Annotated in this window: 30 protein-coding genes; 15 read left to right on the forward strand and 15 right to left on the reverse strand. The window is 65.2% G+C overall.

What is annotated here, in order from left to right; all coding sequences use genetic code 11:
- The first annotated feature begins 7 nt into the window (after positions 1 to 7).
- Genes ACSSV8_RS10915 through ACSSV8_RS10940 form a run of 6 tightly spaced genes read left to right on the forward strand, consistent with a single transcriptional unit; the run spans position 8 to position 3,121 of the window.
- Positions 8 to 361 (forward strand): Mth938-like domain-containing protein, encoded by a 354-nt coding sequence (locus ACSSV8_RS10915; RefSeq protein ID WP_454282443.1) that lies wholly within the window; start codon positions 8 to 10, stop codon positions 359 to 361.
- Positions 362 to 418: 57 nt separating this feature from the next.
- On the forward strand, positions 419 to 1,036 hold the full coding sequence (gene ccmA, locus ACSSV8_RS10920; protein ID WP_354540445.1) for a heme ABC exporter ATP-binding protein CcmA: 618 nt from the start codon (positions 419 to 421) through the stop codon (positions 1,034 to 1,036).
- Positions 1,033 to 1,689 carry a heme exporter protein CcmB gene (gene ccmB / locus ACSSV8_RS10925; RefSeq protein ID WP_354540446.1) on the forward strand — a complete coding sequence of 219 codons (657 nt, stop codon included), beginning with the start codon at positions 1,033 to 1,035 and terminating at the stop codon, positions 1,687 to 1,689. Before ccmA ends, ccmB begins: the two co-directional genes overlap by 4 nt.
- Before the next feature lie 16 nt (positions 1,690 to 1,705).
- The gene (locus tag ACSSV8_RS10930; protein WP_354540448.1) at positions 1,706 to 2,446 is read left to right on the forward strand and encodes a heme ABC transporter permease; all 741 of its coding nucleotides are present in this window, start codon (positions 1,706 to 1,708) and stop codon (positions 2,444 to 2,446) included.
- Positions 2,443 to 2,601 carry a heme exporter protein CcmD gene (gene ccmD, locus ACSSV8_RS10935; RefSeq protein WP_354540449.1) on the forward strand — a complete coding sequence of 53 codons (159 nt, stop codon included), beginning with the start codon at positions 2,443 to 2,445 and terminating at the stop codon, positions 2,599 to 2,601. The genes ACSSV8_RS10930 and ccmD overlap by 4 nt, the downstream gene beginning before the upstream one ends.
- Positions 2,594 to 3,121, forward strand: coding sequence for a DsbE family thiol:disulfide interchange protein (locus ACSSV8_RS10940; protein ID WP_454282444.1), 528 nt, complete (start codon positions 2,594 to 2,596; stop codon positions 3,119 to 3,121). The genes ccmD and ACSSV8_RS10940 overlap by 8 nt, the downstream gene beginning before the upstream one ends.
- Before the next feature lie 6 nt (positions 3,122 to 3,127).
- Here ACSSV8_RS10940 and ACSSV8_RS10945 read toward each other — a convergent pair whose 3' ends face one another.
- Positions 3,128 to 3,259: a hypothetical protein gene (locus tag ACSSV8_RS10945; RefSeq protein WP_354540451.1), complete on the reverse strand. Its 132-nt coding sequence runs from the start codon at positions 3,257 to 3,259 to the stop codon at positions 3,128 to 3,130.
- A gap of 335 nt (positions 3,260 to 3,594) precedes the next feature.
- Here ACSSV8_RS10945 and ACSSV8_RS10950 point away from each other — a divergent pair, with 335 nt between their 5' ends.
- Both ACSSV8_RS10950 and ACSSV8_RS10955 read left to right on the forward strand, forming a co-directional pair.
- Complete coding sequence (locus tag ACSSV8_RS10950; protein WP_354540452.1) at positions 3,595 to 4,299, forward strand: corrinoid protein; 705 nt, start codon at positions 3,595 to 3,597, stop codon at positions 4,297 to 4,299.
- Between the two features lie 65 nt (positions 4,300 to 4,364).
- Entirely contained in the window at positions 4,365 to 5,000 is a 636-nt protein-coding gene (locus ACSSV8_RS10955) for a DUF1638 domain-containing protein (RefSeq protein WP_354540453.1), read from the forward strand.
- A gap of 130 nt (positions 5,001 to 5,130) precedes the next feature.
- On the opposite strand, the gene ACSSV8_RS10960 is transcribed toward ACSSV8_RS10955, so the two are convergent.
- Positions 5,131 to 5,832 carry a DUF1223 domain-containing protein gene (locus ACSSV8_RS10960; protein ID WP_454282445.1) on the reverse strand — a complete coding sequence of 234 codons (702 nt, stop codon included), beginning with the start codon at positions 5,830 to 5,832 and terminating at the stop codon, positions 5,131 to 5,133.
- 230 nt (positions 5,833 to 6,062) lie between these two features.
- On the opposite strand from ACSSV8_RS10960, the gene acnA reads away from it, so the two are divergent.
- Positions 6,063 to 8,810 carry an aconitate hydratase AcnA gene (gene acnA / locus ACSSV8_RS10965; RefSeq protein WP_454282446.1) on the forward strand — a complete coding sequence of 916 codons (2,748 nt, stop codon included), beginning with the start codon at positions 6,063 to 6,065 and terminating at the stop codon, positions 8,808 to 8,810.
- Positions 8,811 to 9,067: 257 nt separating this feature from the next.
- On the opposite strand, the gene thyX is transcribed toward acnA, so the two are convergent.
- On the reverse strand, positions 9,068 to 9,979 hold the full coding sequence (gene thyX / locus ACSSV8_RS10970) for an FAD-dependent thymidylate synthase (RefSeq protein WP_454282447.1): 912 nt from the start codon (positions 9,977 to 9,979) through the stop codon (positions 9,068 to 9,070).
- Between the two features lie 176 nt (positions 9,980 to 10,155).
- Between thyX and ACSSV8_RS10975 the strand changes: the two genes are divergently transcribed.
- The 6 genes from ACSSV8_RS10975 to ACSSV8_RS11000 all read left to right on the forward strand — a co-directional run bounded on the left by ACSSV8_RS10975 (position 10,156) and on the right by ACSSV8_RS11000 (position 15,813).
- Positions 10,156 to 10,584, forward strand: coding sequence for a VOC family protein (locus tag ACSSV8_RS10975; protein WP_454282448.1), 429 nt, complete (start codon positions 10,156 to 10,158; stop codon positions 10,582 to 10,584).
- A gap of 82 nt (positions 10,585 to 10,666) precedes the next feature.
- The gene (locus ACSSV8_RS10980) at positions 10,667 to 11,377 is read left to right on the forward strand and encodes a LuxR C-terminal-related transcriptional regulator (RefSeq protein WP_454282449.1); all 711 of its coding nucleotides are present in this window, start codon (positions 10,667 to 10,669) and stop codon (positions 11,375 to 11,377) included.
- A 2-nt stretch (positions 11,378 to 11,379) separates the two neighbouring features.
- Positions 11,380 to 12,540, forward strand: coding sequence for an FIST N-terminal domain-containing protein (locus ACSSV8_RS10985; RefSeq protein ID WP_354537360.1), 1,161 nt, complete (start codon positions 11,380 to 11,382; stop codon positions 12,538 to 12,540).
- Positions 12,537 to 14,828, forward strand: coding sequence for a PAS-domain containing protein (locus ACSSV8_RS10990; protein WP_454282450.1), 2,292 nt, complete (start codon positions 12,537 to 12,539; stop codon positions 14,826 to 14,828). The genes ACSSV8_RS10985 and ACSSV8_RS10990 overlap by 4 nt, the downstream gene beginning before the upstream one ends.
- Positions 14,828 to 15,475, forward strand: a complete 648-nt coding sequence (locus ACSSV8_RS10995) for a hypothetical protein (RefSeq protein ID WP_354537358.1) — start codon at positions 14,828 to 14,830, stop codon at positions 15,473 to 15,475. Before ACSSV8_RS10990 ends, ACSSV8_RS10995 begins: the two co-directional genes overlap by 1 nt.
- Positions 15,472 to 15,813, forward strand: coding sequence for a hypothetical protein (locus tag ACSSV8_RS11000; protein WP_354537357.1), 342 nt, complete (start codon positions 15,472 to 15,474; stop codon positions 15,811 to 15,813). Before ACSSV8_RS10995 ends, ACSSV8_RS11000 begins: the two co-directional genes overlap by 4 nt.
- A 3-nt stretch (positions 15,814 to 15,816) precedes the next feature.
- Here ACSSV8_RS11000 and ACSSV8_RS11005 read toward each other — a convergent pair whose 3' ends face one another.
- The 12 genes from ACSSV8_RS11005 to ACSSV8_RS11060 form a co-directional block, all read right to left on the reverse strand.
- Positions 15,817 to 16,089: a hypothetical protein gene (locus ACSSV8_RS11005; RefSeq protein WP_354537356.1), complete on the reverse strand. Its 273-nt coding sequence runs from the start codon at positions 16,087 to 16,089 to the stop codon at positions 15,817 to 15,819.
- 16 nt (positions 16,090 to 16,105) lie between these two features.
- Positions 16,106 to 16,468, reverse strand: coding sequence for a Grx4 family monothiol glutaredoxin (grxD, locus tag ACSSV8_RS11010; RefSeq protein ID WP_354537355.1), 363 nt, complete (start codon positions 16,466 to 16,468; stop codon positions 16,106 to 16,108).
- Positions 16,465 to 16,713 (reverse strand): hypothetical protein, encoded by a 249-nt coding sequence (locus ACSSV8_RS11015; RefSeq protein WP_454282451.1) that lies wholly within the window; start codon positions 16,711 to 16,713, stop codon positions 16,465 to 16,467. Before ACSSV8_RS11015 ends, grxD begins: the two co-directional genes overlap by 4 nt.
- On the reverse strand, positions 16,713 to 16,949 hold the full coding sequence (locus tag ACSSV8_RS11020) for a BolA family protein (protein WP_354537353.1): 237 nt from the start codon (positions 16,947 to 16,949) through the stop codon (positions 16,713 to 16,715). The genes ACSSV8_RS11015 and ACSSV8_RS11020 overlap by 1 nt, the downstream gene beginning before the upstream one ends.
- Positions 16,950 to 17,016: 67 nt before the next feature.
- The gene (locus ACSSV8_RS11025; protein WP_354537352.1) at positions 17,017 to 17,568 is read right to left on the reverse strand and encodes a hypothetical protein; all 552 of its coding nucleotides are present in this window, start codon (positions 17,566 to 17,568) and stop codon (positions 17,017 to 17,019) included.
- 184 nt (positions 17,569 to 17,752) lie between these two features.
- Complete coding sequence (purL, locus tag ACSSV8_RS11030; protein WP_454282453.1) at positions 17,753 to 19,918, reverse strand: phosphoribosylformylglycinamidine synthase subunit PurL; 2,166 nt, start codon at positions 19,916 to 19,918, stop codon at positions 17,753 to 17,755.
- A gap of 71 nt (positions 19,919 to 19,989) precedes the next feature.
- Entirely contained in the window at positions 19,990 to 20,499 is a 510-nt protein-coding gene (locus ACSSV8_RS11035; RefSeq protein ID WP_454282454.1) for a hypothetical protein, read from the reverse strand.
- Positions 20,496 to 21,581, reverse strand: a complete 1,086-nt coding sequence (locus tag ACSSV8_RS11040) for an ABC transporter ATP-binding protein (RefSeq protein ID WP_454282455.1) — start codon at positions 21,579 to 21,581, stop codon at positions 20,496 to 20,498. The genes ACSSV8_RS11035 and ACSSV8_RS11040 overlap by 4 nt, the downstream gene beginning before the upstream one ends.
- A gap of 82 nt (positions 21,582 to 21,663) precedes the next feature.
- Complete coding sequence (fabZ, locus tag ACSSV8_RS11045; protein WP_354537348.1) at positions 21,664 to 22,128, reverse strand: 3-hydroxyacyl-ACP dehydratase FabZ; 465 nt, start codon at positions 22,126 to 22,128, stop codon at positions 21,664 to 21,666.
- Between the two features lie 64 nt (positions 22,129 to 22,192).
- A complete protein-coding gene (locus ACSSV8_RS11050) occupies positions 22,193 to 22,783 on the reverse strand; it encodes an OmpH family outer membrane protein (protein WP_454282456.1) in 591 nt (196 codons plus the stop codon).
- 1 nt (position 22,784) lies between these two features.
- The gene (gene bamA / locus ACSSV8_RS11055) at positions 22,785 to 25,121 is read right to left on the reverse strand and encodes an outer membrane protein assembly factor BamA (protein ID WP_454282457.1); all 2,337 of its coding nucleotides are present in this window, start codon (positions 25,119 to 25,121) and stop codon (positions 22,785 to 22,787) included.
- Between the two features lie 82 nt (positions 25,122 to 25,203).
- Positions 25,204 to 25,329: a hypothetical protein gene (locus tag ACSSV8_RS11060; RefSeq protein WP_354537345.1), complete on the reverse strand. Its 126-nt coding sequence runs from the start codon at positions 25,327 to 25,329 to the stop codon at positions 25,204 to 25,206.
- Positions 25,330 to 25,336 lie beyond the last annotated feature (7 nt).

Here is a 25,336-nt window from a genome sequence, read left to right on the forward strand (position 1 = left end):
GGATCCCATGCGCATGACCGAGATCACATTCCCCGGCGCGACCCCGGTCGAGGGCTACGGGCCGGGATTTTTCCGCGTGGGCGGCGGCGTGATCGAGGGGGCGATGCTGGTCACGGCAGTATCGGCCCACTCCTGGGCGGGGGTCGCGGACACGGCCCCACTGCTGGCGCTCCGGGGCAAGGTGGATGTGATCTTTGTCGGCACCGGGGCGGACATGGCGCATCTGCCGCCCGCCTTGCGGTCCGCGCTGGAGGGGGCGGGCATCGGTGTCGAGCCGATGAACACGCCCGCCGCCTGCCGCACCTATAACGTGCTTTTGTCCGAGGGCCGCCGGGTCGCGCTTGCGGCGCTGCCGGTGTGACATGCGGCGCGGGCTTTGGCGCTTTTCGCGGCGCGGGCTTTGGGCTAGGCAGGGCGCATGGTGCTGAGCGTCTGTGATCTGAGCGTGGCGCGCGGGGGGATCCCCGTGCTGGAAGGGGTGAGCCTGCGGCTGGCCGCTGGCGAGGCGCTGGTTCTGCGCGGCCCGAACGGGATCGGCAAGACGACGATGCTGCGCACGGTGGCGGGGTTGCAGCCGCCGCTGTCGGGGTCGGTCGAGGCCGCGCCCGAGAGCCTTGTTTATGCGGGCCATGCCGACGGGATCAAGGCCACGCTGAGCGTCGAGGAAAACCTGAGCTTCTGGGCGCAGGTCTTTGGCACCAAGGGGATTTCTTCGGCAATCGAGGCGTTTGACCTTGGTCCGCTCGCCGCCCGCCCCGCGGGGGCGCTCTCGGCGGGGCAAAAGCGGCGTCTGGGGCTGGCGCGGCTTTTGGTGACGGGGCGCCGGGTCTGGGTTCTGGATGAGCCGACCGTCTCGCTTGACGTGGACGCGGTGGCGATGTTCGCGGGTGCGGTGCGCGCGCATCTGGCCCAAGGCGGGGCCGCTCTTGTCGCCACGCATATCGACCTGCGGATACCGGAGGCGCGCATCTTCGATCTGGCCCCTTACCGCGCCGCGCCGCTGGCGGTGGATGATTTCGACGGGGCGTTCCTGTGATCGCGTTGCTGATGCGCGATTTGCGGCTTGCCATGCGGGCGGGCGGAGGCTTTGGCCTTGGGCTTGCGTTTTTCCTGATCGTGGTGGTGCTGGTGCCGTTCGGGGTGGGGCCGCAAAGCGCGCTTCTGGCCACCATCGCGCCGGGCATCCTGTGGCTGGGTGCGCTGCTTGCCTGCCTCTTGTCGCTGGACCGCATCCTTGCGCTCGACTGGGAGGATGGCAGCCTTGATCTTCTGGCCACCTCGCCCTTGCCGATGGAGGGGATCGTCAGCGTCAAGGCGCTGGCGCATTGGCTCACCACCGGCTTGCCGCTGGTGCTGGCGGCACCGGTGCTGGGGGTGCTTCTGAACCTGCCGGTGCGGGGCTTTGGCTGGCTTGTGGTGTCGCTCGCGCTCGGCACGCCCGCGCTCAGCGTGATCGGCACGTTCGGCGCGGCGCTGACCGTGGGGCTGAAACGCGGCGGGCTGCTCTTGAGCCTGCTGGTGCTGCCGCTCTATGTGCCGACGCTGATTTTCGGCGCGGAGGTGGCGCGGCGCGGGGCCGAGGGCATGGCGCTCACCACACCGCTGGCGCTGCTGGCGGGGATCACCTGCGGCACGATCGCGCTTTTGCCTTTCGCCTCGGCTGCGGTATTGAGGGTCAACCTGCGATGACGAACGGAACCACGCCATGAACCTGAACACGCTTTGGGCCTATGCCAACCCGAAGAAATTCATCGAGACCACCGACCGCGTGCTGCCTGCGGTCGCGTGGCTGGCGGCGCTGTTGTTGGTGGCGGGGCTGGTCTGGGGCTTTTTCTTCACGCCCGACGATTTCCGGCAGGGCTCGACCGTCAAGATCATCTATCTGCATGTGCCCTCGGCGCTGATGGCGATCAATGCCTGGCTGATGATGCTGGTCACGTCGCTGGTGTGGATCGTGCGCCGCCACCATGTCAGCGCCCTGGCCGCCCGCGCCGCCGCCCCTGTGGGCATGGTGATGACGCTGATTGCGCTTGCGACCGGCGCGCTCTGGGGGCAGCCGATGTGGGGGACGTGGTGGGCCTGGGACCCGCGCCTGACCTCGTTTCTCATCCTGTTCCTGTTCTACCTCGGCTATATCGCGCTCTGGGAGGCGATCGAGAACGATGATACGGCGGCGGACCTCACTTCGATCCTCTGCCTTGTCGGCTCGGTCTTTGCGCTCCTGAGCCGCTATGCGGTCAATTTCTGGAATCAGGGGCTGCATCAGGGTGCCTCGCTCAGCCTCGACAAGAAGGAGAACGTGGCCGATGTGTTCTGGCATCCGCTGCTGGTCTCCATCGCGGGCTTTGTGCTTCTTTTCGTCGCGCTTGTGCTGATGCGCACGCGCACCGAAATAAGGGCAAGACGGATGCGTGCGCTTCTGGCGCGGGAAAGGATGCAGGCATGATCCCCGATCTGGGCAAATACGCGGTGCCGGTGCTGGCCTCTTATGGCGTGTCGCTCTTGCTCATCGCCGGGCTGGTCTGGGCCAGCCTGCGCCGCTCGGCCCGCGTGCGCCGCGCGCTCGATGAGGTTGAGGGCCGGAGGAAGACCGATGTTTAAACCCCTGATGCTGGCCCCGCTGATCGTCTTCGGGGGTTTTGCGGCGCTGGCGCTGGTGGGGCTTCAGCGCGAGAATCCCAACGAGTTGCCCACGGCGTTGGCGGGGCGGCCCGCGCCTGCGGTGCAGGTCACGCCGCTGGGGGAGGGACCGCTGTTGCACGATGCCGATCTGCGCGTGCCGGGGGTCAAGCTGGTGAATTACTGGGCAAGCTGGTGCGCGCCCTGCCGGGTCGAGCATCCCAACCTGACGGGCCTTGCCGCCGAAGGGGTGACGATCTACGGCGTGAATTACAAGGACAAGCCCGCCAACGCACTCGGGTTTCTGGCGGAACTGGGCAATCCCTATGCCGCCATGGGCGCGGATGAGAGCGGGCGCATGGCGCTTGACTGGGGCGTTTACGGCGTGCCGGAAACCTATGTGATCGACGGGCAGGGCAATATCGTGCTGCGCTTTGCCGGGCCGATCACGGAGCGGGTTCTGGAAAGCACGATCCGTCCGGCAATCGAGGCGGCGCGGTAAGGGCCGTCACTGCGTCACCTCGCAGTGCTGCGCGGTCGGGGCGGGAAGCTGACAGCTAGGCTTCTCGGCGCTGGCCGCCCCGATAACCGCCATGGCGCTCAGAAATCCGGCCTGCATCAGAATGAGTATCGTGCGCATTGTCGCGTCCTTTCGTGCTCGTCTCCTGTCAAGATGGGCCATCCCCCGCGCGACAAAAGCCCCGGGCGGCGCACAACCCCGACAGCGCCCCGTGATCGGCGGAAATCCGGGCAAATCGCAGCTGCTCTGGCGAAAATCCGCACAGGGCGCGAAAGCGGCACATGTGAAAAACCGATAATCTTCATGCCGATAATTCAGTCACATTCCGCGCAAATCGCCGCTATAGGTCGGTCGCGGTTCGGGCAGCGTCGCAATTCGGAAAGTGGCGTTGCGACAAATTGACGAAAGCTGCGCACAGGCAACCGCGCGCGCGCAAGTATTCAGGGATTTCGGGCATGTCCGACCAAGAAGACGACATCATCCTTTCGGACCTCGACGATGAGGAACTGGTCCAGCAGATGTTCGACGACCTTTACGACGGTCTCAGGGAAGAGATCGAGGAGGGCGTGAACATTCTTCTCGGACGTGGCTGGGAACCCTACCGCGTCCTGACCGAGGCGCTGGTGGGCGGCATGACCATCGTCGGCAAGGATTTCCGTGACGGCATTCTCTTTGTTCCCGAGGTGCTTCTGGCCGCCAACGCGATGAAGGGCGGCATGGCCATTCTCAAGCCGCTTCTGGCCGAGACCGGCGCGCCGCGTGTCGGCAAGATGGTGATCGGCACCGTCAAGGGCGACATCCACGACATCGGCAAGAACCTTGTCGGCATGATGATGGAGGGGGCGGGCTTTGAGGTGGTCGATCTGGGGATCAACAACCCGGTCGACAATTACCTTGAGGCGCTGGAAACCGAAGGCGCGGATATCCTCGGCATGTCGGCGCTCTTGACCACGACCATGCCCTATATGAAGGTCGTGATCGACACGCTTGTGGAACAGGGCAAGCGCGATGATTACATCATCCTTGTGGGCGGCGCGCCGCTGAACGAGGAATTCGGGCGCGCCATCGGTGCGGACGCCTATTGCCGCGACGCCGCCGTGGCGGTGGAGACGGCCAAGGACTACATGGCCCGCAAGCACAACCGTCTGGCTGCGGGCTGAGCGCTGCACAAGGCGCAGGACGGCCCGCCATCCGTGCGGGCCGTTGGCATTCGGGGAGGTGGGGCATGGATGGCCCGAGCGACCGCGACCTGACCGAGACGGGGCTTGCCGCCGATGGCGAGGGGCGCATCCTGCTCATCGCCTGCGGCGCGCTCGCGCATGAGATTCTCGCGCTCAAGCGCCTCAACGGCTGGCATCACATGGACCTGCAATGCCTTCCCGCCAAGCTGCACCTTTACCCCGAGCGCATCACCGGCGAGGTGGAAAAGGCCGTCGCGCTTGCGCGGGGGGCCTATGACCGGATTTTCGTGGTCTATGCCGATTGCGGCACCGGCGGCCTCTTGCAGGCGAAATGCGCCGAGATGGGCGTTGAAATGGTGGCCGGGCCGCATTGCTATTCGTTCTACGAAGGGGTGGACCGGTTCGCCGCCCATGATGACGAGATCACGGCCTTCTACCTCACCGATTTTCTGGTGCGACAGTTCGATGCCTTCGTATGGCGGCCCATGGGCCTTGATCGGCACCCGGAGTTGCGCGACATGATTTTCGGCAATTATACCAAGCTTGTCTATCAGGCACAGACCGATGACGCCGCGCTGCGCGCCAAGGCGGAGGAGTGCGCACGCCGTCTGGGTCTGGCCTATGAATACCGCTTTACCGGTTATGGCGATCTGGCCGGGGCGCTGGCGGCGCAGGCGTAGCGCTGCGGAATTTTGAAAAAATTCCGGTCAAGAAAGTTTTGAACTTTCTTGGTATCGCCCGACTTGAGGGATCCCGTGAAGGCGGCGTCGCAAGACGGCTTCAGGCCGGTCGCTGCCCCGGCCACGCCGTTCAGCGCAGATGCGCCACCGCCTCGATGGTGCCGAAATCGGGATATTGCAGGATCACCGCCACCGGTGCCCCCTCGGGCCAGTCAACCGTCATCTCGAGCGGGCCGAGCGTGTCCCATTCGGCCACCTCGATCAGGTCGGTGACGATATTCACATAGGTGATCGTCCGCCCCTCGTTCTCTCCGCGCGCGATGGCGACGGTTTCTTCGGGCAGGTAGCGGGCAAGCTGCACCACGAGCGGCATGTCGCGCGGGGCCTGTGACGAGGCCACAAGCCGCAGCGAGGCGCCATCGCGGCTGACATCGACCGATAGCCCGTTCGATGCGTTCTCGTGGTGCTTGTCGATCAGTGCCATCACATCGCGAAAGCGGGTGCCGACCACGTGATCGGTGCCGTTGATGACCATCTGCGGGGTATAGACCATCTTGCGCCCGCCTGCCTTGGCATAGCCGCGCTGGCGGGCGGTGTTCTCGGGGCTGGCGAAGGTGTCTTCCCAGCCGATGTAGTCCCAGTAATCCACATGCAGCGACAGCGCGATCACATCCTCGCGCGCGGCCAGCCCCTCGAAGAAGTCGTCGGCGGGCGGGCAGGACGGACAGCCTTGAGAGGTGAACAGTTCCACCACCACCGGGCGCTCACCGGCCCCGGCGGCACCGGAAGCCAGCAGAGTGCCGAGAAGCAGGCTTGCAAGAAGATGTCGCATGAAGGAGCGGTCCTGACGCATCGGCCTGTTGAACTGACTGTCCAAGGCTAGGCGTTCCCGCGCGAAATGCCAACTCAAGCTGTCGTGACAGGGTGCGGGAAAGCTGAAACACGGATCAAATTGTGTGCAACAGTATACAAAAGCACCGCGCGCCTCTTGATCGGGCGCGGAATATCGGTCAGAAGCGGGGCAAACGTCATCCAGACCTGACCATGAAAGGACGGCACCCCATGCCTATCACAGTCGGACAAGACAGCGCCAAGACCCGCAAGACGCTGCGCGTCGGCGGCACTTCCGTCTCCTATTACTCGATCAAGGCCGCCGAGGCCGCTGGTCTGGGTGATTTCTCGCGCCTGCCCGCCGCCCTCAAGGTCGTGCTGGAAAACATGCTGCGATTCGAGGATGGCAAGACCGTCTCGCTCGACGACATCCGCGCGTTTTCCGAATGGGCCGCCAACGGGGGCCGCGCCAACCGTGAGCTGGCCTATCGCCCGGCGCGCGTGCTCATGCAGGATTTCACCGGCGTGCCCGCCGTGGTCGATCTGGCCGCGATGCGCGACGGCATCGTGGCCCTGGGCGGCGACGCGCAGCAGATCAACCCGCTCAATCCGGTCGATCTGGTGATCGACCATTCGGTGATGATCGACGAGTTCGGCAATCCGCGCGCCTTCCAGATGAACGTGGACCGCGAATACGAGCGCAACATGGAACGCTACCAGTTCCTCAAATGGGGGCAGGGTGCCTTCAACAATTTCCGCGTGGTGCCGCCGGGCACCGGCATCTGCCATCAGGTCAACCTTGAATACCTGGCCCAGACCGTCTGGACCGACGAGGACCAGAACGGCGAGACCGTGGCCTATCCCGACACGCTGGTGGGCACCGACAGCCACACCACCATGATCAACGGCGTGGCCGTTCTGGGCTGGGGCGTGGGCGGGATCGAGGCCGAGGCGGCCATGCTGGGACAGCCGATTTCCATGCTGATCCCCGAGGTTGTGGGCTTTGAGCTGACCGGCGCGATGGTCGAGGGCACCACCGGCACCGATCTGGTGCTCAAGGTCGTGCAGATGCTGCGCAAGAAGGGCGTGGTGGGCAAGTTCGTGGAATTTTACGGCGCGGGACTCGATCATCTGCCGCTGGCGGATCGCGCGACCATTGCCAACATGGCCCCCGAATACGGTGCCACCTGCGGCTTTTTCCCGATCGACGACGAGACCCTGCGCTACCTGCGCAATACCGGTCGCGACGAGGATCGCGTGGCGCTGGTCGAGGCCTATGCCAAGGAAAACGGGTTCTGGCGCGATTCGGATTATGCGCCGGTCTATACCGACACGCTCAGCCTTGACATGGGCACCATCGTGCCGGCCATCTCGGGGCCGAAGCGCCCGCAGGATTACGTCACCCTCGATCGTTCCGCCGCCTCTTTCCTTGACGTGGTCTGCGAATATCGCGGCAAGGATGCGAGTGCCGCCGCCGCGGACATGGACGCCGAAGGCCCCGCCACGGCCGTTGCGCCCGACCCGCGCAAATCGGTCACGGTCAAGGGCGAGGACTATGCCATCCGTGACGGCTCGGTGGTGATCGCCTCGATCACGTCCTGCACCAACACCTCCAACCCCTATGTCATGATCGGTGCCGGTCTGGTGGCGCGCAAGGCGCGGGCGCTTGGCCTCACGCGCAAGCCCTGGGTCAAGACCTCGCTCGCGCCCGGCTCGCAGGTCGTGTCGCATTATCTCGAGGCGGCGGGGCTGCAAGAGGATCTCGACGCCATCGGCTTCAACCTCGTGGGCTATGGCTGCACCACCTGCATCGGCAATTCCGGTCCCTTGCAGGCGGAGATTTCCGACGCCATCGCCGAGGGCGATCTCATCGCCACCTCGGTGCTCTCGGGCAACCGCAACTTCGAGGGCCGCATCAGCCCCGATGTGCGCGCCAACTATCTGGCCTCGCCGCCGCTGGTGGTGGCCTATGCGCTGGCGGGCGACATGAACATCGACCTGACGACCGAGCCGCTGGGGCAGGACCGCGACGGCAACCCGGTCTATCTCAAGGATATCTGGCCCACGCAAAAGGAAATCGCCGAACTGGTGGAGGCGACCGTCACCCGCGAGGCGTTCCGCTCGAAATATGCCGATGTCTTCAAGGGTGACGACAAATGGCAGGCGGTCGAGACCTCCGAGGGCGAGACCTATGACTGGCCCGCGCAATCGACCTATGTGCAGAACCCGCCCTATTTCAAGGGCATGGCCAAGGAGCCGGGCACCATCGCCGATATCGAGGACGCGCGGATGCTGGCGCTTCTGGGCGACATGGTGACGACCGACCACATCTCGCCCGCAGGCTCGTTCAAGGAATCCACGCCCGCAGGCCGCTACCTGACCGAGCGTCAGGTGCCGGTGCGCGAGTTCAACTCCTACGGCAGCCGCCGCGGCAATCACGAGGTGATGATGCGCGGCACCTTCGCCAATATCCGCATCCGCAACGAGATGCTCGATGGGGTCGAGGGCGGCTATACCAAGGGGTCGGACGGGGCCGAGACCTCTATTTTCGATGCCTCGATGGCCTGGCAGGACCAGGGCGTGCCGCTCGTGGTGGTGGCCGGTGTCGAATACGGGGCCGGCTCCTCGCGGGACTGGGCGGCCAAGGGCACGGCGCTTCTGGGCGTCAAGGCGGTCATCGCCGAAAGCTTCGAGCGCATCCACCGCTCCAACCTCGTGGGCATGGGCGTGATCCCGTTCGAGTTCACCGGCGGGCAGAGCCGCAAGTCGCTGGGGCTCAGGGGCGATGAGAGCTTTACCATCAAGGGGCTTGCCGATGTGACACCCTTGCAGGAGGTGACCTGCACCCTCACCCGCGCCGATGGCACGACCGAGGAGATCACCCTCAAATGCCGGATCGATACCGCCATCGAGAAGGAATATGTCGAGCATGGCGGCGTGCTGCACTACGTGCTGCGCAACCTCGCCAAATCGGCCTGATCGGGACGGGGGCCGGGACACCCGGCCCCCTTTCCCCCGGCACCCGTCATCCTCGGATCGCCCGTCATCCTCGGGCTTGACCCGAGGATCTCTTACCACCCGCCCCCCCCACGCCGTCATCCTCGGGCTTGACCCGAGGATCTCCCACCACGCTTCCCCCACGCAAAACACCGAACACCCCGCGCGGAGTTGGGTTGCTGCCCACCCTATGGTTGCTTAAAGGTCTTTGGCATACGTGATCATCCGGGATGGAGCAATTAACTTTCCTCCATTATGTTTGTAAACTCCCGCCATTCCCCCTTGCTCATGCCCGAGGTCTCCTGCGTCACCTCCTCACCCTTCACCATCCGCCGCACACACTCAAGCGCCGTGGCGGAAAGCGTGGCGCCGCCCATGCGGTAATCCTCGAAGGCGCGCCAGGCAAACGGCACCCAGTCGGCGGTGATGCGGCAGATGGCGTCGGCATAGACGCGAATCTCATACTGCGCATGGGCATCGGCGCGCAGGCGCAGGAAATGCAGCAGGTTGTGCAGGTCCACCTTCCAATACCATTGCGTATAGATATTGGCGGGCAGGTTCATGCGGGCCAGTTCGCGGGCAAGGCCCTGCTGGCCCTCCTGCCCGATCATCTGTTCGTAATGGTCATAGCAGCGCATCGCATCGCCGCGCAGGATGTCGAGCACGCGCGCGGCCTCTTCGCCGGACAGGGCCTCGCCGCGGCCCTGGTTGTTGGTGGTCGATTGCGCGGCAAGGTCCTCGGGCGCGGGAATGTAGAACTCGCGGTCGAGGATCGAGTAGCGGGCGGAATATTCGTTGACGTTCGCGGTGCGGTGGCGGATCCACTGGCGCGCCACGAACACGGGCAGTTTGACATGCAGCTTGATCTCGCACATCTCGAACGGGGTCGAATGCCAGTGCCGCATGAGATAGCGGATCAGCCCCTCGTCATTCTGCACCGATTTGGTGCCGCGCCCGTAGGAGACGCGCGCCGCCTGACAGATGGCGGCATCGTCGCCCATATAGTCGATCACCCGCACGAAGCCGTGATCGAGAACCGGGTGGGCCTTGTAGAGATGTGCCTCCATCCCGTCTGCTGTGGCGCGCAGGGTCTGATGCGTCTGCGCGCGGGCGGCGTCGATTTCGGCCTGTTGGTCCGGGGTCAGGGGCATGGCGGCACCTTTCGGGGCATGAGGATGAGTCGGTTTCCACTATATCTTGCGTGTGTTGGATCGGCCAAGCCGATATCGGGTGGTATCCACAGGAAATGCGCCGGCGGGGATTCGCCCTCGACACCGGCGCGCGCGGGCCTATCCTGAGGCGCGAGACGACATAACGGAGGTTGGTCATGAAAATCCGCTATCTGCACACCATGGTCCGGGTAAAGGACCTTGAGGCGACGATGAAGTTTTTCGCCCTGCTCGGGCTGAAGGAGACGCGGCGCTGGGACAATGAGGGGGGGCGTTTCAGCCTTGTTTTCATGGCCCCCGAAGGGCAGGAAGAGTGCCCGGTGGAACTTACCTGGAACTGGGACGGGGATGAGGGGCTGCCGTCCGACAGCCGCCATTTCGGCCATCTGGCCTACGAGGTCGACAACATCTACGACATGTGCCGCCACTTGCAGCAGAACGGTGTCACCATCAACCGGCCGCCGCGTGACGGGCGCATGGCCTTCGTGCGCAGCCCCGACAACATCTCGGTGGAACTGTTGCAGGCGGGCGAGGCGCTGGCGCCAGCGGAGCCGTGGACAAGCATGCAGAACGTGGGCCACTGGTGACGCTCACCGCACCGTGAAGGCCCTGCGGCGCGCTTGCAATTCGTGTGCGAGCGGATACAGTTTCGCGCAGGGAGGAGTTGCAATGACCATGAGAGCCGAAATCCGGCCCCGTGCCGCTGTGGCCTCCGTCCTGATTGTGGACGATCACCCGCTTTACAGCGATGCGCTGGCGGCAGCGATTTCGCTGGTCTATCCGGATTGCGAGGTGGTGCAGACCGGCAGCCTGCGCGAGACGCTGACGCGGCTCGATGCGGGGTTGTCGCCCGGTCTGGTGCTTTTTGACCTGCGCCTGCCGGATGTGGCGGGCATCTCGGGATTCGTGAGCCTGCGCGAGCGTTTGGGCGGTGCGCCGGTGCTGATCATCTCGGCGCTTGCCTCGGCGGATCTGGTGCGCGCGCTCATGCGCGAGGGGGCGGCGGGCTATCTGCCCAAGGAGGCGTCGGCGCAGGAATTGCGGCGCGCCATCGCACAGGTGGGGGCGGGCGGGCGCTATGTGCCACAGGCGCTGACGGAGGCGCTCGAGACGCGCCATGACGAGAATACCGAAGCCGACCGCGCGCTTGCCAACCTGACGCCGCAGCAGCAAAAGATCATGCGGCTGATCTGCGCGGGCAAGGCCAACAAGCAGATCGCCTATGAGCTGTCGCTGGCAGAGGCGACCGTCAAGGCGCATATCACCGCGCTGCTCAACCGGCTGGGGGTCAAGAACCGCACGCAGGCGGCGGTCTTGATCAACAATGCCCGCGCGCAAGGCTCGGGCGACCCCGAGACGCGCGCCTATCTCAACGGTTGAGGATGCGCGACGAGGGCCTCCGACCGCCGCTGCATGTCCATGTCGCCACTTCCGAGGCGGCGGAGGCCGGGGCTGCGGTGGCCGAAGTGGTCGCCGGGGTTGACCTTGCGGCGACCTGTTTTGCGCTTGTGTTCATCCCCAAATGCCTCGACGCGGGCGCGGTGGCGCGCGGGCTCTCGGCGAAAATGGGGGGCGTGCCGGTATTCGGCTGCACCTCGGCGGGGCAGATCACGCCCGAGGGCTATGCCTCGGAGGCGCTCTTGCTCATGGCCTTTCCGCGCGCGCATTTCCGCTGCGCCTCGGTTCTGATAGACCGGCTGCGGCCGTTCTCGATCTCCGGGATCGCGGGCGCGGTGGAGCGGCTCGATGCGCAGTTTCGCCACACGCCGGGCTGGAACCGGCTGGCGCTTCTCTTTGCCGACGGCATGTCCAAGCAGGAGGACCTGCTCATCTCGACGCTCGAGACGGTGCTGCCCGATACGCCGGTCTTTGGCGGCTCGGCGGGCGACGGGCTGGAGTTCAACGAAACCTTCGTGCTCCATGACGGGCGGCTGATGAAGGATGCGGCGCTCGTGCTCATGGTCGAGACGGCGCTCAGCTTTCAGGGGGTGAATTTCGACCATTTCCAACCGACCGAAGAGCAATTGGTCATCACCGGCGCAGATCCCGAGGATCGCCTCGTGTTCGAGATCAACGGCGCGCCGGCCGCGCCGGAATATGCGCGCATCGTGGGCTGTGCGCGCGCCGATCTCTCGCCGCGCATCTTTGCCGAGAATCCGATCCTCGTGCATCACCGGGGTCGCTATTACGTGCGCGCCATCGCGGATGCGACCGAGACCGATGCCCTCTCGTTCATGGCGGCGATTGACGACGGGGTGATCATGACGCTGGGGCGCGGGCGCGGCATGATCGAGAACCTGCGCGCGGGGCTTGACCTGAGTGATGCCGAAGGCGCGCCGCCCGATTTCATCCTTGGCTTCGATTGCGTGCTGCGCCGTCTCGAGGCCGAGCAGAAACAGATCGCGCACGAGGTCTCGGACGTGTTTCGCGCCCGCCGCGTTCTGGGCTTCAACACCTATGGAGAGCAGCATGGCGGCGTCCACATGAACCAGACTTTTGTCGGCGTGGCGTTTTTCGGGCCTGCGCGGGGCGGGCCGATTTGAGCCTGATCGACGCATCGCAACCGCCCGAGGTGCGGCTGGAGCGACAGGAGCGGATCATCGCCGCGCTGATGCGCCGCGCGGACCGGCAGAACGAACTCAGCCTTTCGGCCTATAGCGCCTTTCAGTCGGCCATCGAGTTGCAGGCGCAGGTCGCCGCCAAGACCCGCGATCTGGAGCGCGCGGCAAGCGAGCTTGAGACCATGCGCGGCGACCGCGAGCGCACGCGGCGCAACCTGCACGAGGCGCTTTCGGCCATGCACGAGGGCTTTGCCCTCTTTACCGACGGTCGGCTGGACGTCTGCAATGACCTCTTTCGCAACCTTCTGCCCGATATCGCCGACCGGGTGGGGACCGGGCTGAGCCTTGACGGCTATTTCGAATTGATGGTGCAGAGCCGCCACCTTGTCTCGACCGACCGCAAGATCCACCGCCCTGCCGCGCAGTTGGGCGGCAGCGGCGAGGCGGGGATCGTCATGTCGATCCTGATCGAGATTTCGGGTGATATCTGGTATCAGCTTGGGCTTCAGCGCACCTCGTCGGACAACGTGGTTTTGCTCCTGACCGATATCACGCCGATCGTGCGTCAGAACCGGTCAGAGCGAAAGACGCTGATCGACCGGCAGGCCGATTATCTTCAGGCGGTGTTCGAGCATATGAGTTCGGGCGTCTGCACCTTCTCGCCCGAGGGGGCGGTGATGATGCAGAACCGGCAGTTTCGCCACCTCCTTGACGTGCCGATGACCGAGTTTGGCCGGGGCTCGACGCTGGAACGGCTGTTGGGCTTCATGCAGGCGAAGGCGCTGATCCGCGACGATGCCTTTCTCGAGGTGGCCAACTGGCGCGAGCAGTTGAAGAAAACCGGCTGGCTGCGCCGCCGCGTGCGCCATGGCAAGGGCCGGGTGCTGGATGTGCAGGCCAACACGCTGCCCGATGGCGGGTTTCTGGTGGAATTGAAGGATGTCACGCTCGAGAGCCGGGCGACCGAGATGCTGGAAAACCGGGTGATGGAGCGCACGGCGGAATTGACCCGCGCCAATGCCCGGTTGACCGAGCAATTCGAGGAAATGGCGCGGGTGGAAGAGGAATTGCGCCTTGCCAAGGAGCGGGCCGAGGCGGCGGTGTCTTCCAAGACCCGGTTTCTGGCGGCGGCAAGCCATGATCTCTTGCAGCCGATCAACGCGGCCAAACTGCTCATTTCGACCTTGCAGGAGGCGGCGCAAGGCTCGCACCTCCTGCCGATGGTGGACCGGCTGCATCGGGCGTTTTCCTCGACCGAACAGCTTTTGCATGCGCTTCTCGACATCTCGCGGCTCGACAGTGCCGACCCGGATGCGGTCACGCCCGCCGAGGTCAATCTGGGCGCATTGATGGAAAGTGTCTTTGCCGATCAACTGCCCTTGGCCGAGGCCAAGGGCGTGCGGCTCGACCTGGTGCCCGCGCATGTCGTCGTGCGCTCGGACCCGGTCTATCTGCACCGCTCCATTCAGAACCTCGTGGTGAATGCGATCCAGTATACCGAAACCGGAGGCAGGGTTCTTCTGGGGGCGCGGCGGCAGGGCGGGCGCGCGGTGCTCGAGGTCTGGGATACCGGCATCGGTATCCGACGTGCCGATCAGGCGCGGATTTTCGAGGAGTTTGCCCGCGCGGGTGCGGCGCGCGTCGGCACCGGCATGGGCCTTGGCCTTTCGGTGGTGGACCGCGCCTGTCGGCATCTGGGCCACGCGCTCGGCGTGCGTTCGGCACCGGGGCGCGGCTCGGTGTTCAGCATTGCGATGGATGTGGTGGACTGGCGCGCGCGTCGGGGTGATCCGGCGGCACTCATCCCGGCCACGAGCGAGGGACCGTTCGCGCATCACGTTCTGATGATCGAGAATGACCCCGATGTGCTCTTTGCCTTTGCCGAGCGGTTGCGCCTCTGGGGGGCGCGGGTGATCGGGGCGGGCAGCGGTGCCGAGGCACTGGCGCGGCTGGAGGACGGGATGCGGCCCGATATCGTGCTGGCGGATTACCACCTTGACGGCGGGGCGACCGGGCTGGGTGCGGTGGCGGCGCTGCGCGACGTCTGCGGCGCGCATCTGCCTGCGATCCTGGTGACGGCGGACCGCTCCGAGGCGCTGCGGCGCGAGGCCGCGCGCGCCGATATCGCGGTGATCCCCAAGCCGGTGAAGCTTGCGCATCTGCGCCCGCTGATCAACTGGGCGGTGTGGCGCGCGGGGATACCGACAAAAGTCTCAAATGACAGTGCGCCCCGATCCCCTAGGCTCGGGCCCGGAAAGGGAGATATTTGATGATCCTGCGTATGGCCTTGGCCCTTGGTCTGATCTGCGGCGGCATGGCGGCGGCAGAGCCGGTGCCGGCCTATGACCTGCTGTTCCGCGAGGGCACGCTCGATGACCTCGACCGGGGCGGCGCGCTCACCTATCGCCGGACGGTGGAGAACGCGCGCGACACCGCAAGCGCCGAGAATGCCACGGGCGAGATCGCTCTCGGCTTTACCGTCGAAGACGGGGTGGAAATGGCCGAGCTTGATTTCCGTCAGGACGAGCGGCATCGGCTCATGGGGCGCTTTCCGGCGAGCGTCGGCAATCCGATGATCATGGTGTTCTACGAACAGGTGGTGCGCGACATGGCCGCGACAGCGGGCGGCAGCCCGTTCTACATCCGCAATCGCATCAAGGAGGCGATGAGCCGGAGCATCGAGCCGCAAGACGGCACGGCCGTGGTCGCGGGCCACGAGGTCGAGACGCGCACCGTGGTGCTGCGCCCCTTCGCGGATGACCCGAACCGCGCGCGGATGGGGGCCTTTGCCGATCTGGAGTTGAGCGTAACCATGTCCGAGGCGGTGCCGGGCTGGTATCATTCCTTGCGGGCCTCCACCCCCGACGGGGCTTACCGCGCAGAGACGGTCCTGATCAAAGAGGGGGCAAGGCCATGAGATGGGCGCTTTTTCTTGCCCTGCTGGCCACCGGCGCGGGTGCGCAGGACATGGCGGCGCGGTTTAACGATTACCCGACCGAGGCGCGCGCCGATTACGTTTTCGCCTGCATGGCCATGAATGGCCAGAGCCGCGAGGCGCTGCGGCGCTGCGCGTGCTCCATCGACGAGATCGCCGCAATCCTGCCCTATGAGGACTATCTGGCGGCGGAAACCGTGCTCTCGATGCGCCGGGTGGGGGGCGAGCGCATGGCGGTGTTCAACAGCGCCGCCTCGGCCGACAATGCCGTCGCGGCGCTGCGCCGCGCTCAGGCAGAGGCGGAACTCATCTGTTTCTGAGCGTTACCGGTGGTCGTGGGGCGGGGCGTTGGCTCTATCCGCGCCCTCGTCGTCATCACCCGCACCCGCGTCACCCTCGGGGTCGGCTTCGGGATCATAGCCCGTCTCGCCCTCGTCCAGCAGCGTGACATGGGTGCTGTCGGTCTCGGGGTCGTAGGCGAGGCCGTAATTGCCCGGCCCCTCCTTGCGCGCCCGCCGCCATTCATGCCACCCCGCATAGGCAAAGATTGCCGCGAAGGGCAGGATCAGCGAGAGGGCGAGCGGCGCGGAGGACATGGCGACGCGCCCGCCCTCAGGCGTTGGCCTCGCGGATTTTCTCGGCGGCGGCCTTGTCATAGGTCACGCCATTGGCCTCGAAGAGCTGATCAAGCTCGCCCGAGAGCGTCATCTCGGTGACGATGTCGCAGCCGCCCACGAATTCGCCCTTCACGTAAAGCTGTGGCACGGTAGGCCAGTCGGAATAATCCTTGATGCCCTGCCGGATTTCTTCGTCGGCAAGCACATTCACATCGGCGAAATCCACGCCCATGTAGTTGAGCACCCCCGCCACGCGGCTGGAAAAGCCGCATTGCGGCATGTCCTTGGTGCCCTTCATGAAGAGCACCACGGGGTTGGCGGTCACGGTCTCAGTGATACGGGTCTTGGCGTCGGTCATTTCCTGCGGTCCTTCGGGATGAAGAGTTTGGCATAGGTTTGCGGGTCGCGGGGAATGCGGTAGCTCATGTGATGGCCGCCGCCCGCCCCGCCGGATGAATAATTCGCATCGATCACGCTGTGGCCCTCGCCGGGGGCGGTGCCGCGCCCGGCGGCGCGGTCCTGCCGGAGCGCCTGCGCGCCGCGCAAAACGGCCACGATCAGCACAAGAGCCGAGAGACTCACGATGAGGGTCGCGCCCGACATCAGTCCGGGGCCTTGGTGGTCAACGCGAGCGCGTGGATGGCCCCGTTGGGCCCGTCCATCTTGCCCTTGAGAGCGGCATAGACAAGGCGTTGCTGCTGCACCCGGTTCATGCCGCGAAAGCGCTCGTCGATGACCTCGGCGGCGAAATGCACGCCGTCATCGCCCTCGACGGCGATCTTGGCATCGGGCAGGGCCGCGCGGATAAGCGCTTCGATGTCTGAGGCGAGCAGGGCCATGGGGCGTGTCCTTCCGGTGTCGTCTGCGCCAGATGTAGCCTCGAGGGCGCGCGCGTGCAAGGGAGGCTCAGATTTCCTCGCCCCTCTTGAGCAGATCGTCGATCAGCGCGCGTTGCAACGCGCCGCTGTCGCCGCCGCCATATTGCAGCGCCCCCCCGGAATAGAGCGTGCCATAGCTCTGCGCGAGGTTCACGACCTGACCGATTCCGGAAATGAGTTGATTTTTTTCCAGCGGCTTCAGGGGGTGGATGAAGGCCGACCACAGCAGATCCTTGGCGATGGCATAGCGCGCATCGAGCGCGCTGTCGAAATTGGCCTGCATGAGGCGGCTCAGTTCCTCGGGCGACACGTCCTCGGCCTTGCGCACCGCCGTGATGGCGCGCATCCGGTCTGCGGCCTCGTCGGTGACGATGAGGACGATGACCTCGTTGACGGTGAATTGCCACATGGTGCCGTTCGTTTGCACCTCCGGGTCAAGGGCGCGGATGATCGCATCCAGCCGCTCGAGCGTCATCGGCGGCTCGGCCTCGGTTCCGGCCTCGGCGTTGGGGGGTGTGGTCTGGGCTGCAAGCGGGAGCGGCAGCAGGAGGAGGGCAAGAAGCGCGATGAGGCGGGGCATGGCGGGGTGTCCTGTGGGTTGGCTCTCAGGATCAGCCTGCCACAGGCGGGTAATCCGCGCCACGGCCCTCGCCGAAACGTGAAGGGACAGGGGCGCCATCCTCTGGTATCGGCCGTCATCCTCCGGCTTGACCGGAGGATCTCTTTCGCCAAAGATCACCACCTTCGCAGGGCGGGGCGCGCGCCTAGCCGAATACCGCCCCGAACGTGCCGCGATAAAGCGCCGACAACTCCGCCAGCGGGGCCTCGCTGCGCCCCAGCCGCACGCTGTCGCCGGTAAAGCGGCCCACGGAGGAGAGCGGCACCCCCGCGCGACCTGCCTCGGTCATCAGCGCCTCGGCCTGATCGAAATTGCACGCGATGAGATAGCGGCCCTGATCCTCGCCAAAGAGCGTCGCCATGTCGTCCGCGTCAAGATGGACACCCACACCCGCCGCCTCGGCCATCTCGAAGGCAGCAAGTGCCAGCCCGCCATCGGAAAGGTCGGTGCAGGCGCGAATGAGCGTGTGATTGGCGCGGATGAACTCGCCGTGGCGGCGCTCGGCCTCCAGATCCACGGGTGGTGCGTCACCCTCGGCGCGGTTGAACACTTCGGCCAGAAGGGCCGATTGTCCCAGATGCCCGCGCGTCTCGCCCAGAAGAAGCGCGACGTGGCCCTCGCGCGCCTGCCCGAGAATCGCCGTCTCGGGATCGCGGATGATCCCCACCGCGCCGATGGTCGGCGTGGGCAGGATCGCGGCCCCGTCGGTTTCGTTATAGAGCGAGACATTGCCCGACACGATCGGCATGTCGAGCGCCGCGCAGGCCGCCCCTATGCCCCGGATGGCCCCCACGAACTGCCCCATGATCGCGGGCTTTTCGGGATTGCCGAAATTGAGGTTGTCGGTGGTGGCCAGCGGCACCGCGCCGACGGCGGTGAGGTTGCGATAGGCCTCGGCCACCGCCTGTTTGCCGCCTTCTTGCGCGTTGGCGGCCACGTAGCGCGGTGTCACGTCCGAGGTGAAGGCCAGCATCTTGCCCGATCCATGCACCCGGATCATGCCCGCGCCAAGGCCGGGCGTGCGCACCGTGTCGGCCATGACCATCGTGTCATATTGCTCGTAGACCCATTGGCGCGAAGAGTAATTGACCGACCCGATCAGCGCCCGGAGACCGTCGATGGGCTCGATGGCGGGGACGGTGGCCGGATCGAGCGGCGCGGGTGGCGTGGCCTCGATATAGGGGCGGTCATATTCGGGGGCCGAGGAGGCCAGCTTTGACAGCGGCAGGTCGGCCTTGACCGCATTGCCATGCAGGATCAGGAACCGGTCCTCCGGGATGGTCTCGCCGACGATGGCGAAATCGAGATCCCACTTCTCGAAGACTGCCCGCGCCTCGGCCTCTTTTTCCGGGCGCAGCACCATGAGCATCCGCTCCTGGCTTTCCGACAGCATCATCTCATAGGCGCTCATGCCCGTCTCGCGCTGTGGCACCGAATCAAGCGTGAGCCGAATGCCAAGCCCGCCCTTGTCGCCCATCTCCACCGCCGAACAGGTCAGGCCCGCCGCCCCCATGTCCTGAATCGAGATGACGGCCCCGGTCTGCATCAGCTCGAGGCACGCCTCCATCAGGCGCTTTTCGGTGAAGGGATCGCCGACCTGAACGGTCGGGCGCTTTTCCTCGATCGACTCGTCGAATTCGGCGCTGGCCATGGTGGCGCCTCCCACCCCGTCGCGTCCTGTCTTGGCCCCGAGATAGACCACCGGCATGCCGACACCGCTGGCCGCCGAGTAGAAAATCGCATCCGCATCGGCGAGACCCGCGGCAAAGGCGTTGACCAGACAGTTGCCGTTATAGGCCGGATCGAACCGCACCTCGCCGCCCACGGTCGGCACGCCGAAGCAATTGCCATAGCCGCCCACGCCCGCGACCACGCCATGCACAAGCTGGCGCGTCTTGGGGTGGTCGGGCGCGCCGAAGCTCAAGGCGTTCATCGCCGCGATGGGTCGCGCGCCCATGGTGAAGACATCGCGCAGGATGCCGCCGACGCCCGTGGCCGCGCCCTGATAAGGCTCGATATAGGAGGGGTGGTTGTGGCTCTCCATCTTGAACACCACCGCCTGCCCGTCGCCGATATCGACGACGCCCGCATTCTCGCCCGGTCCGCAAATCACCTGTGGCCCGGTGGTGGGCAGGGTGCGCAGCCATTTCTTGGAGGATTTGTAGGAACAATGCTCGTTCCACATGGCCGAGAAGATGCCAAGTTCGGTGAAGGACGGCTCGCGCCCGATGATTTCGAGGATGCGGTCGTATTCCTCGGGCTTGAGGCCATGCGCGGCGATCAGATCGGGGGTGATGGTCGGGTCCTGCATGGCTGCGCTCCTTCGGGGGGCCTGATGCGCGGGTCTTTAAAGCAAGGCCGGGGCAGGGGGAAGGGGGCCGCTCAGGGGGCGAGGTAGCGCTCGAGCACGATGGCGGGCATGGCCCCGCGCAAGAGACGGTCGCGCATGACATAGGACGGGGCCATGTCAAGCCCGAGGCGGGCGGCGAGAGCCGCGTCGCGGTCCATGTCGAAAAGGCTGACCCGCAGGCCAAGCCGCGCGGCCAGCGCGCGCAACTCGGCCTCGGCCATGGCGCATTCGGGGCAATCGGGCGCGGTGAAAAAGGCGATTTTTGCTGCGGCCCCCCCCGGACCGAAGCCAGGCAGGCCGGGGGCGAAGAGGCGCGGCGCTTCGCGCGCCAGAAGGTCGAGATCATCGGCCACCGCCCCGGCGTAGATATCCATCGGTGCGGGGTCTGATGCCACCAGCGGCCCGAGGAGCGCGGGCGTGTCGATCAGCACCTCGCGGATCGCCTCGCCAAGGGGGGCGCGGCTCTGGCGCGGCTCGGCCCCGAGCGGCACGCCTGCCAGCACCCCGATGAGCAAAGCCGCGATGGCTGCGCGCCCGCTCATGCCTTCACGGGAAAGACGAAACAGCGGTCGCGCCGGATCATCAGCCAGAGCACGGTGCCCGGCTTGGGCAGGAACACGTTGGGCACGCTTGCCTTGAGCACCGAGCCGTCGTGATCCATGCGGAATTCCAGCAGGCTCTCGGAGCCCATGAAGCGCGCGCGCTCGACCACGCCGCGCGCGGGCGTGCCGTCAATGGGCGTGGGGTTGGGGCCATGCCCGCTGCGGTCAAAGTCGATGCGGATATGCTGCGGGCGGATGACGATTTCCACCTTCAGACCGTCCGGCGCGCCGGGCACGAGAAACTGACCGAAGGGCGTTTCGGTCAGCGCGTTGCGCACGGTGCCGCGAATTACGTTGATCTCGGAGAAAAACGCCATCGCGCTGCGATCCACCGGCGCGTTGTAGACATTGTAGGGCGCGCCCTGCTGCACGATGCGCCCGTCGCGCATGAGCGCGATCTGATCGGCCATGCGCATCGCCTCGTCGGGCTCGTGCGTGACCAGAAGAACGGCGGTGTCCTCCTCGCGCAGGATATCGAGGGTCTGGTCGCGGATGCCGTCGCGCAGGCGGTTGTCGAGGCCCGAAAACGGCTCGTCCATCAGCATGATGCGCGGGCGCGGGGCCAGTGCGCGCGCCAGCGCCACGCGCTGCTGCTCGCCCCCCGAAAGCTCATGAGGGAAGGCGTCGACATGGTGCGACAGATGCACCCGCTCAAGCAATTCAAGCACCCGCGCGCGTTTTTCGGGCCGCGAGGTGCGCAGGCCAAAGGCCACGTTCTCGGCCACGCTCAGATGCGGGAACAGAGCGAAATCCTGGAACATGAGGCCGATCTGACGCCGCTCGGGCGGGATGCGAAAGACCGTGTCGCAGATCAGCTTGCCATCGACATGGATCTCGCCGCTGTCCTGCATCTCGACGCCCGCGATCATCCGCAGTGTCGTTGATTTGCCACAGCCCGAGGGGCCGAGCAGGCAGGTCACCTGACCGGGCATGACCTTCAGCGAGACGTTGTCCACCACCCGCCGGCCATCATAGCTGCGCTTGAGGTTCCTGATCTCTAACCGGGGGGGCGGGGCTTGCACCGGGGCCTCTTTCCTGATCCGAGCGATTTCGTCGGGTTTTGCCCTCGATAGCAAGCCGCGTGACGTCTTGCAAGCGGATGGCTCAGGCGGCGGGCATGTCCATCATCGCGGTGAATTCCGCCTCTGCCGCCAGTTCGTCGCCGACCATGGCCCGGCCCGCGAATTTCCAGACCTTGCCGCCCGGCTTGCCGCGCCTGGTCTCCATGTGAAGCTCGAGCACGTCGCCGGGCACCACCATGCGGCGGAACTTGGCCGCCTCGATCGCCATGAAATAGACCAGCATGTTGCGATCCGCGAGATCGAGCCCAACCCCCACCATGATTGCCGAGGTCTGCGCCATGGCCTCGACAATGGTCACCCCCGGCATGATCGGCTTGTCCGGGAAATGGCCCTGGAAATGCGGTTCGTTCATCGTCACGCATTTGATCCCGCGCGCGGATTTATAGCCGTCGATATCCACCACGCGATCCACCAGAAGGAACGGATAGCGGTGCGGGATGATCCGTTGGATGAGGTGGATATCGGCGGTTTTCAACGGGTCGGTCATGGCGGCTCCTCTCGGCTTGACGTGGTCCTTGACCTAGCAAGCGGCGCGATGCGCGGCAAGCGCGCTACTGAGGCGGGACGGGGGCAAGGTTGTCCTCGCTCTCGGTCAGTGGCGGAGGCACCACCGGCCCGGAACCGATTCGCGCGTTGATCCGTGCGATGGCAAGATCGGTGATGTCGGCCACCTCTGCGCGCAGGATGACACTGCGCACATCGAGCAGGACCGCCGCGTCGGCCTCTGTCAGAACCTCGCCCAGAACCGGTTGCACCACGCGCATGAACTGGATGGGCGCGAGATCCCGGCGGCGTTCGAGGTCGCGCGAAAGCGTCTCGCTCTCGCGGCGCAATTCGGTCACCTTCTCGTCGAAGGCGTTCGCCATGTCCCGAAAGGCCTCGGGGGCCGTTGTGGCACGTTGTTCGGTCAGGGCGCGCTCCTCGGCCTCGAGCTCGGCAGCGACACGCTCATTGCGGGCAATGAGGTTGTCGCGCGCCACTTCGATCTCTGCCTGAAGGCGGCGGCCATAGGCGCTTTCGTTCAGGAGCCGGTCGATGTCGATCACGAGCACATCGCTCTGAACCACACCGAGTTGCTGAGCGCGCCCGCCGGTCCCGCCAAAGAGCGCAAGCACCGAAAGCAGGATCACAAGGGCGCGCATATCAGAAATTGGTGCGCGCCGAGAGGTTGAAGCTCTGCTCTACATCGCTCGATTCGGATTTCAGCACGTTGGAAAAGTCCATCCGGATTGGTCCGAAGGGCGAATCCCAGAACAACGACAGACCGATCACATGGCGCGGCTCGAACCCGGAGGAGGCCAGCGTGTTGCCGGGTGCCACCGACCCCTTGTTGTCGATGCCCCAGATCGAGCCGATGTCGTAGAAGGCGCCGCCGGTGATGCCGAATTCCGAGGGGAGCCCCAGGGGAAATTCGGCCTCGAATTTCAGTGCGGCGAAGAAGTCGCCACCGAGTTGTTCGGTGCTGCCGCCGGGGGTCAGTTCGGCCGGGCCGAGGCCGTTGGTCTCGAAACCGCGGATGATCGGATTGGAAAAGCGGTTGATGAAGCGGCTGCCCTGCCCGCTGTTGAAATGGATCGCCCCGCCCTCGAGAATTGCGCGCAATGTCACCTCCTCGCGGAAAACGTCGGTCTCTGCGACGGCGCGCGCGGTGGTCTTGATGAACTCGTTGTCGCCGCCGAGACCGGCGAATTCCTGGCCGAAGGACAAAAGCACCCCGGCCTTGGGATTGAGCCCCTTGCGGCGGGTGTCGAAGGTAAATTCGTAGCCGACCGAGCTTGTCCACAAGGCCCCCTGGTTGACCTCGTTCTGCAGGATGCCGGAGGTGCCGTTATAGTCGGACATTTCGTTGTAAGACAGGTTGTAGAACACGCCAAAACGCGTGTTCTCGCCGGTGGGGAAGGTCAGGCTGGGGCGGAATATACCGGTCGCGGTATCGAACAGGCTGTTGTCGCTGTCGGTTTCCTGAAAGGCGAAATCGAGACCGAGGGCCACGTCTCTCCCCAGAAAGGCCGGTTCGACGAAGCCGATATTGTAGTTGACGTTATCGGCGGTGCCGAAAATGTTGAAGGTGAGTTGCTGTCCGCGCCCGAGAAAGTTGCGCTCGGAAAAACCGAACTGAAGCCCGAGGCCGTTATCGGTCGAAAAGCTGGCCCCGACCGAGACCGTTCCGGTCGTCGTTTCCTCCACCTCGGCCTTGATGATCACCTGATCCGGGCGCGTGCCTTCGCGGGCGTTCACGTCGACATTCTCGAAGAAGCGCAAGGCGCGGATACGTTCGGCGGCCTGCCGGACCGCGCGGGGGTTGAACGGATCGCCTTCGGCGGTCTGGAACTGACGCCGGATGACACGGTCGAGCGTGGTGGTGTTGCCCTCGATGTCGATACGTTCGACAAAGACGCGCGGCCCGCGTTGCAACACGAATTCCACGTCCAAGGTCAGATCGCGGTCATTGCGGGTGATGCGCGGCTCGATCCGCAGGAAATCGATCCCGTTCTTGACGGCAAGCAACTCCATCCGCGTGATGGAGTTTTCCACAAGCGTGGGCGAATAGACAATGCCGGGGCGGATCTTGAGCGTGTCATGATATTCTTCGGCCTCGACGCCGGCATATTCGCTGACCGTGGTGATCTGTCCAAAGCTGAATTGCTGGCCTTCCTGCACGGTGAAGGTGAGGAAATAGGCGTCGCGCTCGCGGGCAAGCTCTGCATTGACGCCGGTCACGCGGAAATCGACGAAGCCGCGCGAGTTGTAGAAATCGGTCAGCACCTGGCGGTCGAAATTCACCCGGTCCTCGACAAAGCTGTCGCGTTGGATGAAGGCGCGCAAAAGACCGGTCTGCTTGCTCTGGAGCACCCGCCGGAGGCGACGATCCGAGAATTCGCGGTTGCCGGAAAAGCCGATGCGTTCGATCTCGATTCCGCGCCCCTCGAAGATCTCGAAGACCAGATCGACACGATTGTCGCTGCGGCGGATCACCTTGGGGGTCACGCGCGCCGCAATCCGTCCGTTCTGGGAATAGGCCTCGGAAATCGTCGCCGCGTCACGCTCTGCGAGTGTCGGGCTGAACACCTGCCGCGACCGGCTCTGGATGAAGCCCGAAAGATCCTCGTCCTTGATCTTGTTGTTGCCCTCGAACGCGATGCGGTTGATCGTCGGAAACTCGGTCACCTTGATGACAAGACGGTTGCCGCGCGGCTCGACCTCGACGGTTTCAAAGAGGCCGGAGGCGAGGATGCGCTGCGAGGCGTCGTTGAGTTGTCCCGCGCTCACGGTTTCGCCGCGCTCGATGCCCGCGAAAGACAGGATTGTCGCCCCCTCGATCCGCTGGTTGCCCTCGATGACCACCTCGGTGAAGCGGAAATCCTGCGCCTGTGCGGGTGCTGCGGCACCGAACAGAGCCAGCGAAACCAAAAGCCCCAGGATCGCAGTGAGGCGCGTTGAAAAAGACGCCCGGCAGCGCGCCGCATGAATTCCGTTCATAAGTCAAACCCAGTCAGACATCCCATTGACCGAAGTCACTACCCCGTCTGTCAGGGCTTGTCAAAACGCGAATGCGCGCGGCTCAGAGCGTGCTCAGATAGCCCGCCGCGAGCAGCGCGACGACGAGGGTCGCCACAAAAAGCAGCAGATCGGCATTCAGCCGGAAAAGCACGTGGACCCCGCGATAGCCGTCCTTGATCGTCCGCATGAGTCCC

This window comes from Roseovarius sp. MBR-79, assembly GCF_053628555.1.